The 14,451-nt window shown below is 38.8% G+C and carries 13 protein-coding genes; 2 read left to right on the top strand and 11 right to left on the bottom strand.

Annotation, left to right across the window (positions count from 1 at the left end; translation table 11 throughout):
• Positions 1–393 precede the first annotated feature (393 nt).
• Entirely contained in the window at positions 394–1,341 is a 948-nt protein-coding gene (locus AC5JMF_RS13520; protein ID WP_495796239.1) for an alpha/beta fold hydrolase, read from the top strand.
• Positions 1,342–1,573: 232 nt separating this feature from the next.
• Here AC5JMF_RS13520 and AC5JMF_RS13515 read toward each other — a convergent pair whose 3' ends face one another.
• The 11 genes from AC5JMF_RS13515 to AC5JMF_RS13465 form a co-directional block, all read right to left on the bottom strand.
• Positions 1,574–1,735, bottom strand: coding sequence for a hypothetical protein (locus AC5JMF_RS13515; RefSeq protein WP_495794220.1), 162 nt, complete (start codon positions 1,733–1,735; stop codon positions 1,574–1,576).
• A gap of 237 nt (positions 1,736–1,972) precedes the next feature.
• Positions 1,973–2,170 carry a hypothetical protein gene (locus tag AC5JMF_RS13510; RefSeq protein ID WP_495796238.1) on the bottom strand — a complete coding sequence of 66 codons (198 nt, stop codon included), beginning with the start codon at positions 2,168–2,170 and terminating at the stop codon, positions 1,973–1,975.
• A 285-nt stretch (positions 2,171–2,455) separates the two neighbouring features.
• A complete protein-coding gene (locus AC5JMF_RS13505) occupies positions 2,456–2,632 on the bottom strand; it encodes a hypothetical protein (protein WP_495796237.1) in 177 nt (58 codons plus the stop codon).
• 432 nt (positions 2,633–3,064) lie between these two features.
• Positions 3,065–3,274, bottom strand: a complete 210-nt coding sequence (locus tag AC5JMF_RS13500; RefSeq protein WP_495796236.1) for a hypothetical protein — start codon at positions 3,272–3,274, stop codon at positions 3,065–3,067.
• A 556-nt stretch (positions 3,275–3,830) separates the two neighbouring features.
• Positions 3,831–4,049, bottom strand: a complete 219-nt coding sequence (locus AC5JMF_RS13495; RefSeq protein ID WP_495796235.1) for a hypothetical protein — start codon at positions 4,047–4,049, stop codon at positions 3,831–3,833.
• Between the two features lie 498 nt (positions 4,050–4,547).
• Positions 4,548–6,716: a peptidase domain-containing ABC transporter gene (locus AC5JMF_RS13490; protein ID WP_495796240.1), complete on the bottom strand. Its 2,169-nt coding sequence runs from the start codon at positions 6,714–6,716 to the stop codon at positions 4,548–4,550.
• Between the two features lie 128 nt (positions 6,717–6,844).
• Positions 6,845–8,512 (bottom strand): beta-barrel domain-containing protein, encoded by a 1,668-nt coding sequence (locus AC5JMF_RS13485; protein ID WP_495796234.1) that lies wholly within the window; start codon positions 8,510–8,512, stop codon positions 6,845–6,847.
• A 1,491-nt stretch (positions 8,513–10,003) separates the two neighbouring features.
• Positions 10,004–10,615: a hypothetical protein gene (locus AC5JMF_RS13480; RefSeq protein ID WP_495796233.1), complete on the bottom strand. Its 612-nt coding sequence runs from the start codon at positions 10,613–10,615 to the stop codon at positions 10,004–10,006.
• A 694-nt stretch (positions 10,616–11,309) separates the two neighbouring features.
• Positions 11,310–11,636, bottom strand: coding sequence for a hypothetical protein (locus AC5JMF_RS13475; protein WP_495796232.1), 327 nt, complete (start codon positions 11,634–11,636; stop codon positions 11,310–11,312).
• A gap of 285 nt (positions 11,637–11,921) precedes the next feature.
• A complete protein-coding gene (locus AC5JMF_RS13470; protein ID WP_495796231.1) occupies positions 11,922–12,563 on the bottom strand; it encodes a (2Fe-2S) ferredoxin domain-containing protein in 642 nt (213 codons plus the stop codon).
• A gap of 47 nt (positions 12,564–12,610) precedes the next feature.
• The gene (locus tag AC5JMF_RS13465) at positions 12,611–12,868 is read right to left on the bottom strand and encodes an Asr1405/Asl0597 family protein (protein WP_495796230.1); all 258 of its coding nucleotides are present in this window, start codon (positions 12,866–12,868) and stop codon (positions 12,611–12,613) included.
• A 553-nt stretch (positions 12,869–13,421) separates the two neighbouring features.
• Here AC5JMF_RS13465 and dpsA point away from each other — a divergent pair.
• Positions 13,422–13,976, top strand: a complete 555-nt coding sequence (gene dpsA / locus AC5JMF_RS13460) for a DNA starvation/stress protection protein DpsA (protein ID WP_495796229.1) — start codon at positions 13,422–13,424, stop codon at positions 13,974–13,976.
• The last annotated feature ends 475 nt before the right edge of the window (positions 13,977–14,451 follow it).

Genomic DNA, 14,451 nt, shown 5'->3' with positions numbered 1-14,451 from the left:
GGTGAGGCGACTTGCATAAAATTTTACCCTTCAAAACTTTTCAAACAGCCTCTAAAGGTAAATATGGTTGCAAATTGAGTTTTAATATCCCAATTTACACTACTCTCAATGATTTATTTGTATAAACCTGACAATTAAAGTGTAAAATTCCAGTAATTCTGCTGTGTTATTTACAGTAATTAATTACAAAACATAGGGAGTGGAGAGTAGGGAGTGGGGAGTGGAGAAGAAGTATTTATTTCATTTGATAGTCAAGAAAATGGGTGAGTGTTTTTTTCCTTCTTCTCGCAGCTACGCTTGTTAGAGACTCGTGTGATCAATCACACAACAAGGATATGAAAATGCCTCTTCCCCTACTCCCCACTCCCCACTCCCTATTCCCCATTACTTGCTATGACAACCTCTAGTTCAAAAAACACACTTAGCTCAACAAAAACTTGGATTTGGCAAGATTTATCGATTTGTTATCAAAGCCAAGGAACCAGTGGCCCCGCTGTTATTTTGGTACATGGCTTTGGAGCCTCTTGGTGGCACTGGCGAAAAAATATTCCTGTCTTGGCAGACAATTGTCGTGTTTATGCCATTGATTTAATCGGTTTTGGTGCTTCTGCTAAGCCGCAACCAGGTGAAACAATAGCTTACACGCTAGAAACTTGGGGACAACAAGTGGCAGATTTTTGCCGCGAAGTTGTGGGTGAGCCAGCTTTTTTAGTAGGGAATTCAATCGGTTGTATTGTGGTGATGCAAGCAGTAGTGAGTAACCCGGATATTGGTTTAGGAATTGCCTTGCTTAACTGTTCCTTACGGTTACTGCACGATCGCAAACGAGCCACGCTACCTTGGAGTCGTCGTTTCGGAGCGCCTATTTTACAACGCCTGCTATCTATCAAACCACTAGGGGAGTTCTTTTTCAATCAAGTTGCCAAACCAAAAACAGTGCGACAGATTCTCCTTAAAGCCTATGCTAACGCTGAGGTGGTGACAGATGAGTTAGTAGATATTTTAACTGCACCAGCAAGCGATCCGGGTGCTGTGGCTGTGTTCTTGGCTTTTACCTCTTATTCTACAGGCCCCTTACCTGAAGACCTTTTACCACTGCTACCTTGTCCCGCAATTATTTTGTGGGGAACAGCTGATCCTTGGGAACCTGTGGAATTGGGTAGGGAGTTAGCCAATTACCCCCAAGTGCTAAAGTTTATTTCTCTGGAAGGGGTGGGACATTGCCCTCAAGATGAAGCGCCGGAGTTAGTCAATCCGATTTTACAAGATTGGATATGGGAGCGATCGCAAGTATTAGATTCAGCAAAATCAGAGACAGAATTTACGCCTAATAACTCTTAAATAATTCGTAATTCGTAATTCGTAATTCGTAATGACGCGACGCTCGTACCGACGCTCGATGACTCGCTATCGCTACCGCTAACGCTAACGTAATTAAGTTTTGTAATGGGGATTTAGCGCAAAGTCACTCTTTGGGTTTCCTCCGCTCTGACGGCAGTTGTTCATGGGGGAAATCACGCCAATTGCTTTAATCTGGGAAACCCGTCCAACGCAGTGGCTCCCCAAGATCACACTAGACTTCTTGCAAAAATACTTGAACCGTCAGAGACTCAAGTCTCTGCCTAATAGCAAAAGTCCGTTGAAACGGACTAAAAATACTGTTATTAGTCGGTTGAAACCGACTTGAGTTATCAGCCAGAAAATTTATTTTCTGGCGAGTATCCGACTTTTGCAAGAGGTCTACTGCCTCAACTTTGTAAGACAACCCCAACACAAAACTTGCCGGTTATGGAACCAGGGGACTTAAACCCACGGAACTTGTTAAAAAGAACTGTTGTGGGATGGGCGTCTCGCCCGCCACGGACGGGCAAGATGCCATTGGTGTCAACTTAAGCTAGAAATAGCTTCGGTGTTGGCTATTTTAGCTGAAATAATCCACTACAAGACTAGCTGGTGTTTAGAATTGGCTAACTTACTTCCAACCCCAGCCGCCGCCCCAGCCCCAAGGACGACGCCAGCCCCAGCCGCCACGCCAGCCCCAGCCCCAGGGACGACCCCAGCCGCCACGCCAGCCGCCGCCCCAACCGCCACGCCAGCCTCCAGCTAGAAGTTCCTGTTCCTTGTTGGGTAATTCCACAATTAAATCTGATGTAATGTTTTGATCTGACATAACTGTTACCTCCATTTCGTACATACATGTGATGCACATGTGTACAAAAAACTTTGTAAGTGTGAAACACTTACGCTTTTATTTCTAGATATATTTTGGAAAGATTAAACTCTCCTAAAGTTAGAAACTAATAAATTATTTTTATATCTTTTGGTTGATGCTAACGATTATTATTAAATACACTCAGATTATTTTTGTTCAGCCCTTCGGGCAAGGCTGCATTCTAAACCCAAAGGACTTTAACTAAACAATGAGACTACCGAGTCTTTTGACTTTGCTGATTTACTACCAGCCTCGTCTAAAGCCCCAGCCTCGTCTAAAACCCCAGCCTCGTCTAAAGCCGCCGCCCCAACCGCCACGCCAGCCGCCGCCCCAACCGCCGCGCCAGCCTCCAGCTAGAAGTTGTTGTTCGTCTGCGGATAGCTCCACAATTAAATTGGATGAGATGTTTTGATCTGACATAATCAGTTACCTCAGTTTTGGATATGTAGGATATTACACACATACATTTAGAAACTTAAGTATGTAATATCTATTCTCTTAGTTGTAAATATATTTTTGAGATATTAAACTCTTCTAAAGATAGAAAAAAGTATAATAAATTTCTAGCTTGTGGATGATAAATTTATTATTTAATGGGGTTAAGGAATAGCTTTTGATTTATCTTGTATTTTAAGATTTTCTAAAGCGCGATCGCTTATAAATAAATCCAGTTCAATTAGGTTTAAAACCTTAAATTCACTGTATTGGCTCATAAATATTAATAGCCACATGATTATAAAAATGCAAAAAGATAGATACTGTATGAAGTATCTATCTTTTTGCAACTGAACCTGTTAAATTTGTGCTTTTTTTGAAGCTATTGAGCTACTATGCTTGAGAATTTATGCTAACTTAGCAACCACAGCTTTTTTTGTAACGTTTGGGCTTGACTGTGCAGATTTTGAAGATTCTACATTTATATTTTTCTTCACCATCATCATCTTTGCCATAGTCATCTTTGTAGTCTTTGCCACATTTATCTCCCCATCCTCCAGATAGAAGCTGTTGCTCTTCTACGGATAACTCAAAAATTAAATCGGAACCCATGATTGTAGCAGACATAATTGTTACCCCACTTACATTATTAGATGTTATACATCTATATAAGTAGCACATAGATGTTATACATCTGTGCTTTCATTTTTAAAGATATTTTTTAATAAAAAACTCTCCTAAAGTTATAAATTAAAAAATACTATTTTACTGCTTGAGGCTGATGTAACATATTGTTGCGGCTAGAAATCTTAAAACAAGTTACTATTATCCAATTACAGATAGAAACATTCATATCATTTTTATATTTAGTATTTTGTATGCTAGTTTATCAACAATGTTTAAAGTTAGTATTTATAGTTATTTATAACAAGAAAAGTTTTTACTAAACGGTAAATTATTCAATGCTTGAAGCATTGCAATTTTTATACTGATAAGTAAGAGGGGAGTAGAAAAGTTTGTGCTATGAAAATAGATAAACTCTGGCTCACAAACTCTTGATATTATTCCTCAGAAGCAAATAGGAGTTTGATTAAACTTACTCAATATTAATTAAATATTGAGTAAGTTATTTAAGGTTTTTTCTCCCCTCGCTTGCAACAGTGATAACCTATTTGCTCATCAACTAAGAATCTGTCCTAAAGCCAACAATTTTAACAGGGAAACACTCTCCACCTTTAGTAGAGAGCTGTCCTATAACAGTAATTTCAGGAGTTTGTTGCATTCCATCATTTCCATTGTTTGATTGGCATGATTTTCTGTATCTGCATCCTCCAGATATGTGCTGTTGTTGCTTTGTAGACAACTCTACAAATAACTCAGATTTAATAGATTGAACAGACATGATTGATTACCTCACTTACGTAAATAGGTGCTATTCACCTATAGTTTTTATTGTAAACTATCTCTCTAAATAAAATCATTTTTATAGATAAAAATTAGTAATATGAATTTTATTTTTAGGGCATTTATATAAAGACAGAAATATGGTTTTTGTCTTTGCTAACAAACATTTTTAGTTTAAGTTTTTTAATTAACTGATATATTAAAAACTTATTTGTTTAAAAAATAAATAAAAAGCTCCCTGACTTCTTGAAGAAGTCGGGAACATAATATCAATTTGAATTTCTGAGTTTTAAAGTTTTATAAAAATCTCGATATTTATAAATAGTAATACGTTCAAATATTAACGTAAATACGCGCATTTTAGAATCAAATATGAAAATTTGCGGCGTCCAGATTTCCAACTTCTCAAAGAAGTCGAGGATTTTAATTCTCACGAATGATTTAGGATTGCTATAGGAGTCTTATATAATTTAATCTTTCACTTGTAAGCTAATTTTTAGAGTGATAAAAACTTTAGATGCTCCCCTTTTTGAGAGAGAAAAGTTTCTAGTGTACCTTGTAGTTTTACTTGACCTTTATCCATAAGTACGATCCAATCTGCGCGATTAATAACGCTGGGGCGGTGGGTGATTAAAATGGTGGTTTTGTCTTTTCGATATTCCAAAAGCCGATCTAAGACATGGGCTTCACTGACTGGATCAAGTCCAGCGGTGGCTTCATCTAGAATCAGTACAGGTGGATTAGTTAAGATGCCTCTGGCGATCGCTAATCGTTGTCTTTGTCCACCGGAGAGGTTTGCACCAAATTCTCCTAAAACTGTTTGATATTTATTCGGCAGTTCACTGATAAAACCATCTGCATCAGCTATATGGCAAGCTTTGACAATATCCTCAAAGTCGATATAAGGCGCTCCTAAGCGGAAATTATCTAAAATCGAACGACTCCAAAAGTGGGGTTCTTGGGGTACATAAACTACTTGTTGTCGCAAACAATCCAGAGAAAGGTCTTGGATGTTGAAAAAACCAATACGGATATTGCCAGAGTTGAGCTGGTATAAGCCTGCTATTAGTTTTGCTAATGTGCTTTTACCACAACCCGATTGGCCGATAAAAGCGATCGCTTTTCCGCCAGGTAGCTTGAGCGAAAAATCTTCTAACAAGTCAACTCTGCCGGCATGGTGAAATTGCAGGTGGGAACAACGGATATCTGCATCACTAGAAATTTGAGCAAATGGCTTTTGACTACCTCCTACTACTTCCGGTGTCGCGTCAATCACTTCTAAAAGGCGAGAAACTGCTGTTTGAGAACGAAAATATTCATCTACAAAGTTAACTAACGAGTCAATTAAAGTGAGAACATTGATTTGTAGAGCGTTAAAAGCAAGCATTTGACCAATACTCAATTCTCCTTGAATTACTAAAACACTTCCTAATCCCAGTAAAGTAACACCACCGATAGAAGCGATTAATTTAGCAACAGTACCGTTGATAATGCCAATTTGCATCGTGCCAAAAGCGAGATTAGCAAGACGACCAAAACGACTTTGAAATTCATCCCAAAATTGAGGTGCAGCATTTGTAGTTTTAATTACTTGAGCGCCCTTAAATGTTTCTACCAGAACACCTTGATTTTCTGCCCCTAAAACTAAAAGATTGCGGGTTTTTTGTTGGAGAATCGGTAAAAAAGGTAGTGTTGCTACAGTCATTAAGATAATGAAAAAGATGACTGCAAGTGTTAGTTTCCAACTATAAAACAGCATCAAACCGAAAGAAACTACTGCAATAAAAAACTGACTAGGTAAAAGCACCACAACCTGCGATATTAACTGGTTAATTTCACTGATATCTCTCAATCGGCTAGAAATTTCACCACTACGTCGAGACTCATAATAATTCAAAGGTAATTGCAGAATTTTTCGCCCAAACTCTAAGACTAATCCTAATTGCAGCCGTTGACTAAAATGAGCAATCATAATGCCTTGCAGTAATTGCAAACTACTACTAAATAGGCTCATGACGATCACAGCAGAGATGACAACAATCAGTAAATGAGTATCTCCGCGTACCAAGACATCATCTGTAAGTAGTTGAATCAGGATGGGAATACCCAAAGCTAACAAACCCAAGACGATATTGATCAGCAAAACCTGAGTTAGCAGTCCCCGATAAGGCAAGATTCGGACTATGAAGCGAGTTAAACCACCTTGCGCTTCTTCTTGAGGCTGATCAGAAAAGCGGTCTGGATCTGGCTCTAATAGGAGCATCACGCCATTCCACGCAGTTGCTAACTCTTCTTTGCTGACATAACGAACACCTACAGAAGGGTCAGCAATGACGTATTTGCTACCACGTTGGTCGTATAAAACAACCCAATGGTAGCCTTGCCAATGAATAATCGCTGGTAAGCGGATTTCGGTGATTCTATCCATAATCGCCGGCGAAGCTTTAACCGCTCTGGCATTAAAACCCAGAGTCTCAGACCCTCGTTTAAGACCTAACAAAGTTGTTCCTAGTTGTCCAGTTCCTACTGCTTCGCGGCTTTTGGTCATGCTTAAAAAGCGACCATAATGTTTAGAAATTGAAGCTAAACAAGCTGCTCCACAGTCTTCCTCACTCAGCTGTGGAACAGACTGGTAATTTTTATTGAGTTTGAACACATTAAACATAGTTGCTAAACTCATGAATTAAGATGTACAAAATCGGCAAAGCATTGCTCATTGGTTAGTGATTAATAAGTCAAGGACTTGGTTTATTAAGGAAAAGACAATTAATACCGACAAAGAACAAATTAGGATTAAGAATCGGCGATTAATCTGGCTTTCCTCAGAATGAACCGCAGTACTGTTTCCTGACGGGAAATGATGTCGGCTCTACCTTCCATACCCGGTTTTAAATTACACTGGCGATCGCCTCTACCGACATACAGTGTTTGCGGTTCGATGGTGACTGCATAGGTAGCCGCTTGCTGGGTATTTTGGGCTACAGCACTGTTGTTGGCGCTTGGTAAAGCATCTGGTGCAATTGTGGTGACAGTCCCTTTGAGAGTGCCATAGTCTGGATAGGGACAAGCAGATACTCGCATCTGGACTTGTTGACCGGCTTTCACCTTATCTATATCTCGTGCTGGAACTTGAGCTTTAATTAGGATGGGAGCGCCAAAAGGAGCAATCTGAGCAATAGCTTCGCTTGGTTGTACTACCTGTCCAGGGTTGCGAAGATTTAATTGCAGAACTGTACCTGCAATTGGCGCTCGAATTACACTCTTGCTCAGGTCATTTTCTACTTGTTGTAATTCTTTGCGAGTGCGATCGAGTTGTTTTTGAAATTCTAGGCGTTGCTGGAGTAAGGTTTCTCTTTCTTTTTTTAAAGCGGCTAGGGTAGCTACACCTCTTGCTTGTTCTTGTTTGATGCGTTCATACGCCACAGTGACGATAGAATTATTAGGATTAACAGCGGTTTGAGCTTTTTCTAAATTTGTTTGAGCGATCGTTAGAGCTTGTTGTTTTTCCTCCAAAAGATTTTTAGCGTTAGCTTTTGCTTGTTCTAGCTTGGCTTCCGCAGATTTCACCGCTTGTTCTTTTTCTTCTTGCAGATTTTTGGCGTTGGCTTTTGCTTGCTCTAGCTTGGCTTCCGCAGATTTCACCGCTTGTTCTTTTTCCTCAAACAGATCGCGAGAAACTGCTCCAATTCCCACTATAGGTTTTAATCTGTCTCGTTGTACTTTGGCTAATTTCAAAGCTGCTTCCGCTTCTTGTACTGTTGCTGTGAGTAATTTTTCTCGCTGCAAGCGGTCTCGTTGCATTCTGGCTAATCTTAAAGCTGTTTCGGCTTCTTGTACTGTGACTGTTAATAATCTTTCTCTTTGTAATCGGTCTCGTTGCACTTTGGCTAGAGTCAAAGCTGCTTGCGCTTGTGTCATCTCAGCGGTAGCTTTAATTTGCTGATCTTGATAGCTTCGCTGAGAACCACCTAACTCAGCTTGTGCAGCAATGAGTGTACGGTTAACTAAGTTGATTTGTGCGGCAATTTGAGAATCTATTTCACCGAGTTGAGCATCAATTTGATTGAGCTGTAATTGACTTTGGCTAATAGTACTATCTAATTGACTTTTTTGATTCCGCAAGCGAGAATCATCGACATTGGCAATAGCTTCTCCCTGGCTCACAACTTGATTATCTTTAACTCCAATTTTTTGCACAGTTCCACTAATAGCAGACTGAACAATTCGTAATTCTCCCACAGGCCGAATACTTGCCGGAACTTTGACTGTGACATTGTATTTCAGCACAGATGTGAGAGTCACTCCAACCACAAAAGTAGTCAGTAATACTCCACCAGCAATGTTAGCCCATTTGCTGATTCGAGGGAGAAACTCGTTAGCTTCAACTGCATTTAGCTGCTCTGGATCTGGTTCGTTAAACCTATTCCAAAGATGATTTTCCTCGCGTCGTAAGGATTTCACAATATTGCATCCTCTGTTGTGAATGTATCAATAAACAAGAATTAGGCTATCTAATTTTTTGCTTGTTAATTGCTATGAAACGCTAACAAAATTGATGCGATTAACAGGCTATTCTACATAACTTGATTGCAAATTCCTTCTGCGGTAAAAATAACTATCTTTGGTAATATGTCTTGAGGAATAGTGCAAAGTTGAAAACTAGATTTTTGTCAGGCGATCGCTAAATAAATTAACAAAAAACAAGACAATAAATCACGAAAGCAAGCTCTATTAATACTTGTTTTCCATTCAAGAATTAATCATCATACTTGATGATCATCTATAATTATGAAACGGGGAGGAGAAAGGTATGCGTGATGCGCTCAAATCACCTTTCTCTGGTCTTTAACGTGATTAATGCGTTAATCAAACAGAGGAGAACGCTCACACTCTCTCAAAAACCTCACTTACGTTGAGCGAGTTATTTGTATCTCCTTGCTCCCTTTTTTTTGTTTCCAAAAAAGACTCCATGAATTTGCTAATCGATTGAGTTTTACCTAAAGCACTCAGTCAGAGTATTAGGCATGTAAAGATTAATGTGAATTGCTTAATCAAAATTGGTGTAAAACTTAACCCTTAAATATCCACGAATATAAGTCGCTCTACGCCGATAAAATTCTGTGCAAAGTGATGAGTTAAATTATTGCAAGTATTAAAACTAGACCCATATGGACAATAGTCCACAACGAGAGTACGAAAATCTCTCTTCTCTAGCCTTAATCTGTAACCCCTATTTTTAAGCTAGGTCTAACTAGTAGCTTATCGTAGTTTTTAGGTTTTTAGACTACGACGGAGACGAGGAGTAAGGAGTAGGTATTAATGTAGTCTATTTACTTAAAGAACACTGTAAGTTTTATGCCAGTAACCATTAGAATGCACACTGCCTAGAATCTAAAAATTAAGATTTGAGCAAAGAATATGCAGTGCCTGCCTAACAAAAATTGTAATACAGCAACTGGTACAAGATGTGAATTTAAGTGTTCGGAGAAGATTGTGGCTTGTAAAGCACATTTTTAACAGCAAATTTCAGTGTCAGTAATAGCAACTTCTTAATACTATTACTCCTTGGTTAACGCGCAAAAATACTCGCGTGCAATTGTTTCATTAACATGATTATTAGCCTCACTTACGGATTAAGGTAGATGTCTACCTAAGTACCCAAATATAAGCATTATTTCTCAGGAATTCATAAATCCCAGGGTAGAATTTAGTCTTGTATTTTTACCTCTCAAAGTAGAGACAAAATCTTTTATTTTCTACAGATATATCAATACTCTCAGAGAAGGTATGGATGATATTCGATATTTTTTCAATTATTTGCACCATCTAAACAGATATTGGTAGTTTTTGGATAATATATGCAACTATAACTTTTGCATATATAACAATTTTCATCGTTAATCACAATACATTTAATTTTTGCACAGACGCGTCATAACGCGTCTGTGCAAGTCACACACAATCCCACTGAAATTCAGCCAACACTAGTAAACAAACAACCATCACAATCCCGGTGGTGAGAAATTGCCATGCACCGATGTAAGGCAAGATGAGAATTCCTAGCAAGTGAAATATGCCTGTCAAGATTAAAGCACGCGATCGCAATGCTAATCCAGTACACAAGTAACCAAGTGTACTTAGTCCTAACCACAATGGACATAGATACGGTAATATTTCACCCCAACCAATAAAAATACTTAAATTGGTTAATATCAATCCAAAAAGCATTAGCACTATCCAGCAATATAGTACCCAACTAATGTGTTTCAGTTTGACCCAATCCCAACTCCAAGTTACCATTGCGACGATGCCAATACAACTGAGAATTGACCATAAAGTAGCTTGTAAACTCCAACTAACGCTTACAAACTGAGCTGTAATAAACATCGTTATTATTAGCAAACTCCAAAGAATACAAGCCTGATCAATACGAGTGTAGAACGTCGAATAAAGCGTAATTTTACCAATGTGCCAATTAATATATAACAATCCTTCTAGTTCAGGAATTGCCACAATTGGCTGTTTACGGCGTAAAGGAGGTTTTGAATAATTAAAAAAGCTCATTTTTGTTAAGAAAAATTAATTTTTTAAAGCAGAAGATTTTCCTATTTATCTTCTATTTAAAATTAGTAGTTTCTTAACTAAACTCTCTCTTTAGTAATAAATTTAGCTACAGCGTCTCACAAGTAAATGAGGTATAAATTTTCCGAACAAAGTCATATAACAAAAGACTCTTAACCCCGTTCCTTGTTAATGAACAAATATAAATAGATAATTAAGATTATCCAAAAAACTATAGTAATCCTATTTGCTTGACAAATACCGAGAGCCTCAAATCTCCGACTTCCTGAAGAAGTTGGGGAGCTTTTTATTGGTGACTCATTCAGGATTGCTGTAATATGCGATCGCCAATAAGTACATTTGCCACGTTCCGTATGGTAGATTATTTATAGAGGCCCTATGTTTTCTTTAGCAAAACAGACTTATTTTTTTGTTTCACTGCGTAAATCCTATTTCAGCCGGAGCCTCACATTAGGCATTCCCTAGCTTAATTAGGGAACAAAAAATTAGGAGCGTGAAACAGTGTTTTGGAAGTTTGTGTTCAGTGCATTATTATTGCCTAGTTGCTTAGGATTTGAGATAGCGACAGCATCTCCAAAAAATGAATTTCAAATGCCAATAAAGTCTGAGAATTTGGGAATACCAGTCACCCAAAAACAGACAAATCAAGATGTGATAAATTCCTTGCCACTTCTAGCTAGAGAATATTCATCGGCTCAGGAAGACGAAGTTGCTGATACCGAAAAGTTAAAACACAGAAGATATCGGCGTTATCACAGATACCATAGACGATACTATCATCGTTACAGATCATATCCTCGACACAGATATTACCGTCACAGACGTTACTATCGTCGTTACAACCATTACCCCAGATACTACCACAGGGGCTATTATCCTCGTTACAATCATTACCGTAGGTATTATCACAATCGCTACCAGAATTACCGCCACGGAGTTTATGATCCTCTGTACATTCATTACCGCAGGTATTATCACAACCGCTACCGAAATTACTACCCACGCTATCATCATTGAGCAAGGATGATAGGGAATAGGGAATAGGTGAGCCAGCGCGATGTTCGCAGCGTCAAGCCTACGCATAGCTTCGCTTAGAGCGACGTAGGAGCGCCACCCGTTCGCGCAGCGTCTCCGACAGGAGAAGGGGAACAGGGGGTTTCAGATACTTTTAGGCGATCGCTCTCAATCAAATTAGACCTTTTGCAACTTTTTTGCAAAAGGTCTATTGAGTATTAAAAGAACAGATGAAAAATGTTTGTTATAAAAAATTTCATTAACATAGAAAAACTTAGGTAGCAGCTTCAGCCAGACTTGAAACAGCGATCGCTACTTCCCTTTGATTATCCGCAAAATGCTTATCCATGATTGTGGGGACTTGTCTGGCTTGAATTCGGCTGTAGCGGGTTTTGTCTGGCATCACTAAATTGGGGCCAGCTTTACAATTTTTCATGCAGCCAGTACCCTTAATGTTTACTTGGTCTTCTAAACCGCGATCGCTCAACGCAGCCTCCAATGCTTGACAAACTGCTTTACCACCGCGTTTCATACAATCAGACTTTTGACATACTAAAATTGTGGACTTGGTTTTAGTTGGTTTTGGCTTGGACTGATTAACTAATGGTGGTTCTTGTGGTGGTGAAATTTTCTCACCCTCCCAAGTTCCTCGTGCTGCCATCACACGCTCAGCTTTCAGTGTAATTTTGTCATCTTTTAAATCGTACTTTTTTGTACCAGCAACCTGTAACCAAGTTCCCGGTGGTAATCGCAAGTCAAACGCCACCCGTAAATGTTTAGCTAACTTCACATAACATTCACCTTCAGCAGTAGCCAAAAGCAAACCTTTAAGCTTATAGCCATCTTTGATAACAAAATCGAGAAATCTACCCTCAAGGCAAAATTCTGATATTTCCGTATTGTGGAATTCACCCATTTATTTAACCTCCCTTTAACTCCAACAAGCTGTTCAGCCAGACAATCTCAAAACTGTTTGTAGCGACTGTGCCAGCAATGCTCAAGAGACCAAATTAGGTCTTGACGCGGGGCTGTGAATTGTCGCATCACACACCAGAGTTGAATGACAGCCATGGGACTGCTAATTTCAACTTGCAATGGCTGGTTAGTTTCACACCAACATGGAATATCTAATTCCTGTAAGCGTTTATAAACCTGCCAACGATCTGACCAGTTCACCTCTAAAATGTGCTTTTCTGCTATTTCTGAACTAAACGATTTCAAGAGAATTGCCCTCAACGTGCAACAAACTTGCAGTAACTACCGCACCTTGAACCCCTATTTCTAAAATTTTTAGGAGTTTCACTTCATAAACTAGGATACCTTAAGTGCAAACAATTCTCAGTTAATTAGTCAAAAAAAATTAAATCTTTGTAATTAATCATTCTTATCAGAGAGTGACACCAGATTTTACTTGATACCTTGTAGCTGCCTGCACAGGTGCAATTGTGACAAAAGCTACTGCTGTACAGCTAATAACTGCTGTAATAGAGGAAGCAGGGGAAGCAGGGGGAGAATAAATAATTACGAATTACGAATTCCCCATCCCCAATTCTTCCTGAAGAAGCACACATACTTAAGTATTTATGTCAAGGAGAGTTGGAAGTAAACACAGCTTAATGGGCATCTCATTATTTCGTTAAAGAATAAAATGAGGGTTTTAGCTGCGAAAACTTCCAAACAATGTAATATTGATTGGTCTTGCTTTCATTTTTAAAATGTTAATATGTAAAAACTAAGCAGTTAAAAACTATGACTGCTAAAAGCGAGGAGAACAATGGCTGATACGCAAACTGTGTTACAAAATTTTGGTCAAGTGTATGACAATCCAGTATTGCTGGATCGTAGTGTAACTGCTCCAGTTACCGAAGGATTTAACGTTGTTTTAGCTAGTTTCCAGGCACTGTACTTGCAGTATCAAAAGCATCATTTTGTAGTAGAAGGTGCAGAATTTTACTCACTGCATGAGTTCTTCAATGACAGCTACAAAGAAGTGCAAGACCATATCCATGAAATCGGAGAGCGTCTTAATGGATTAGGTGGTGTGCCAGCTGCTAGCTTCAGCAAATTAGCTGAATTATGCTGCTTTGAGCCAGAAGCAGATGGTGCATTTTCTTCTCGTAAAATGGTAGAAAATGACTTGGTAGCAGAACAAGCAATGGTTAGCCTAATTCGCCGTCAAGCCGCTCAGGCGGAGAGTTTGGGAGACAGAGGCACACGCTATCTCTACGAAAAAATCCTCTTAAAAACTGAAGAACGCGCTTATCATTTGACTCACTTCCTTGCCAAGGACAGTTTGACACTGGGTTTTGTCCAACCTGCCCACAACTAAAGCTTTTATTATCTAGATTGGTCTAACCCAGACTAAATAAAAACTTGGCATCACTAGCTCTTAAAAAATCATAAACAATGGCAGAGAATGGCATTTTGACCTCTCTGCCATTTTAATTTAAGTCAATATAACAACATATTATTTAACTTTGAAAGTTTTTAGCAATTAGCTAGTCAAGAAAGATTTTATTTAAGGTTAATCAACTTGTATTGAATAACTAAAGGTAATGTATGCCAAAAAAAACACTATTTCTGAAAATACCTCATTCGATCAATTAGTAAATATTCGCAAAAACAAAATTTTTTTCACATCATAATTAAATAAAATTAAACATATGAATGGGGAGTAGGGAGTGGGGAGTGGGGAGTAGGGAGTAGAGAATGAGGTTATTATTTCTCCCCCTGCTTCCTCATCTCCCGGTTGGTGAGCGGGGTCGAACCACATCTCCCCCTCTCCGCGTCCCCGCGTCCCCGCG

Source organism: Desmonostoc vinosum, assembly GCF_059505385.1.
Note: the sequence above shows the minus strand (reverse complement) of the source record. Positions and strands in the feature narration are given on the sequence as shown.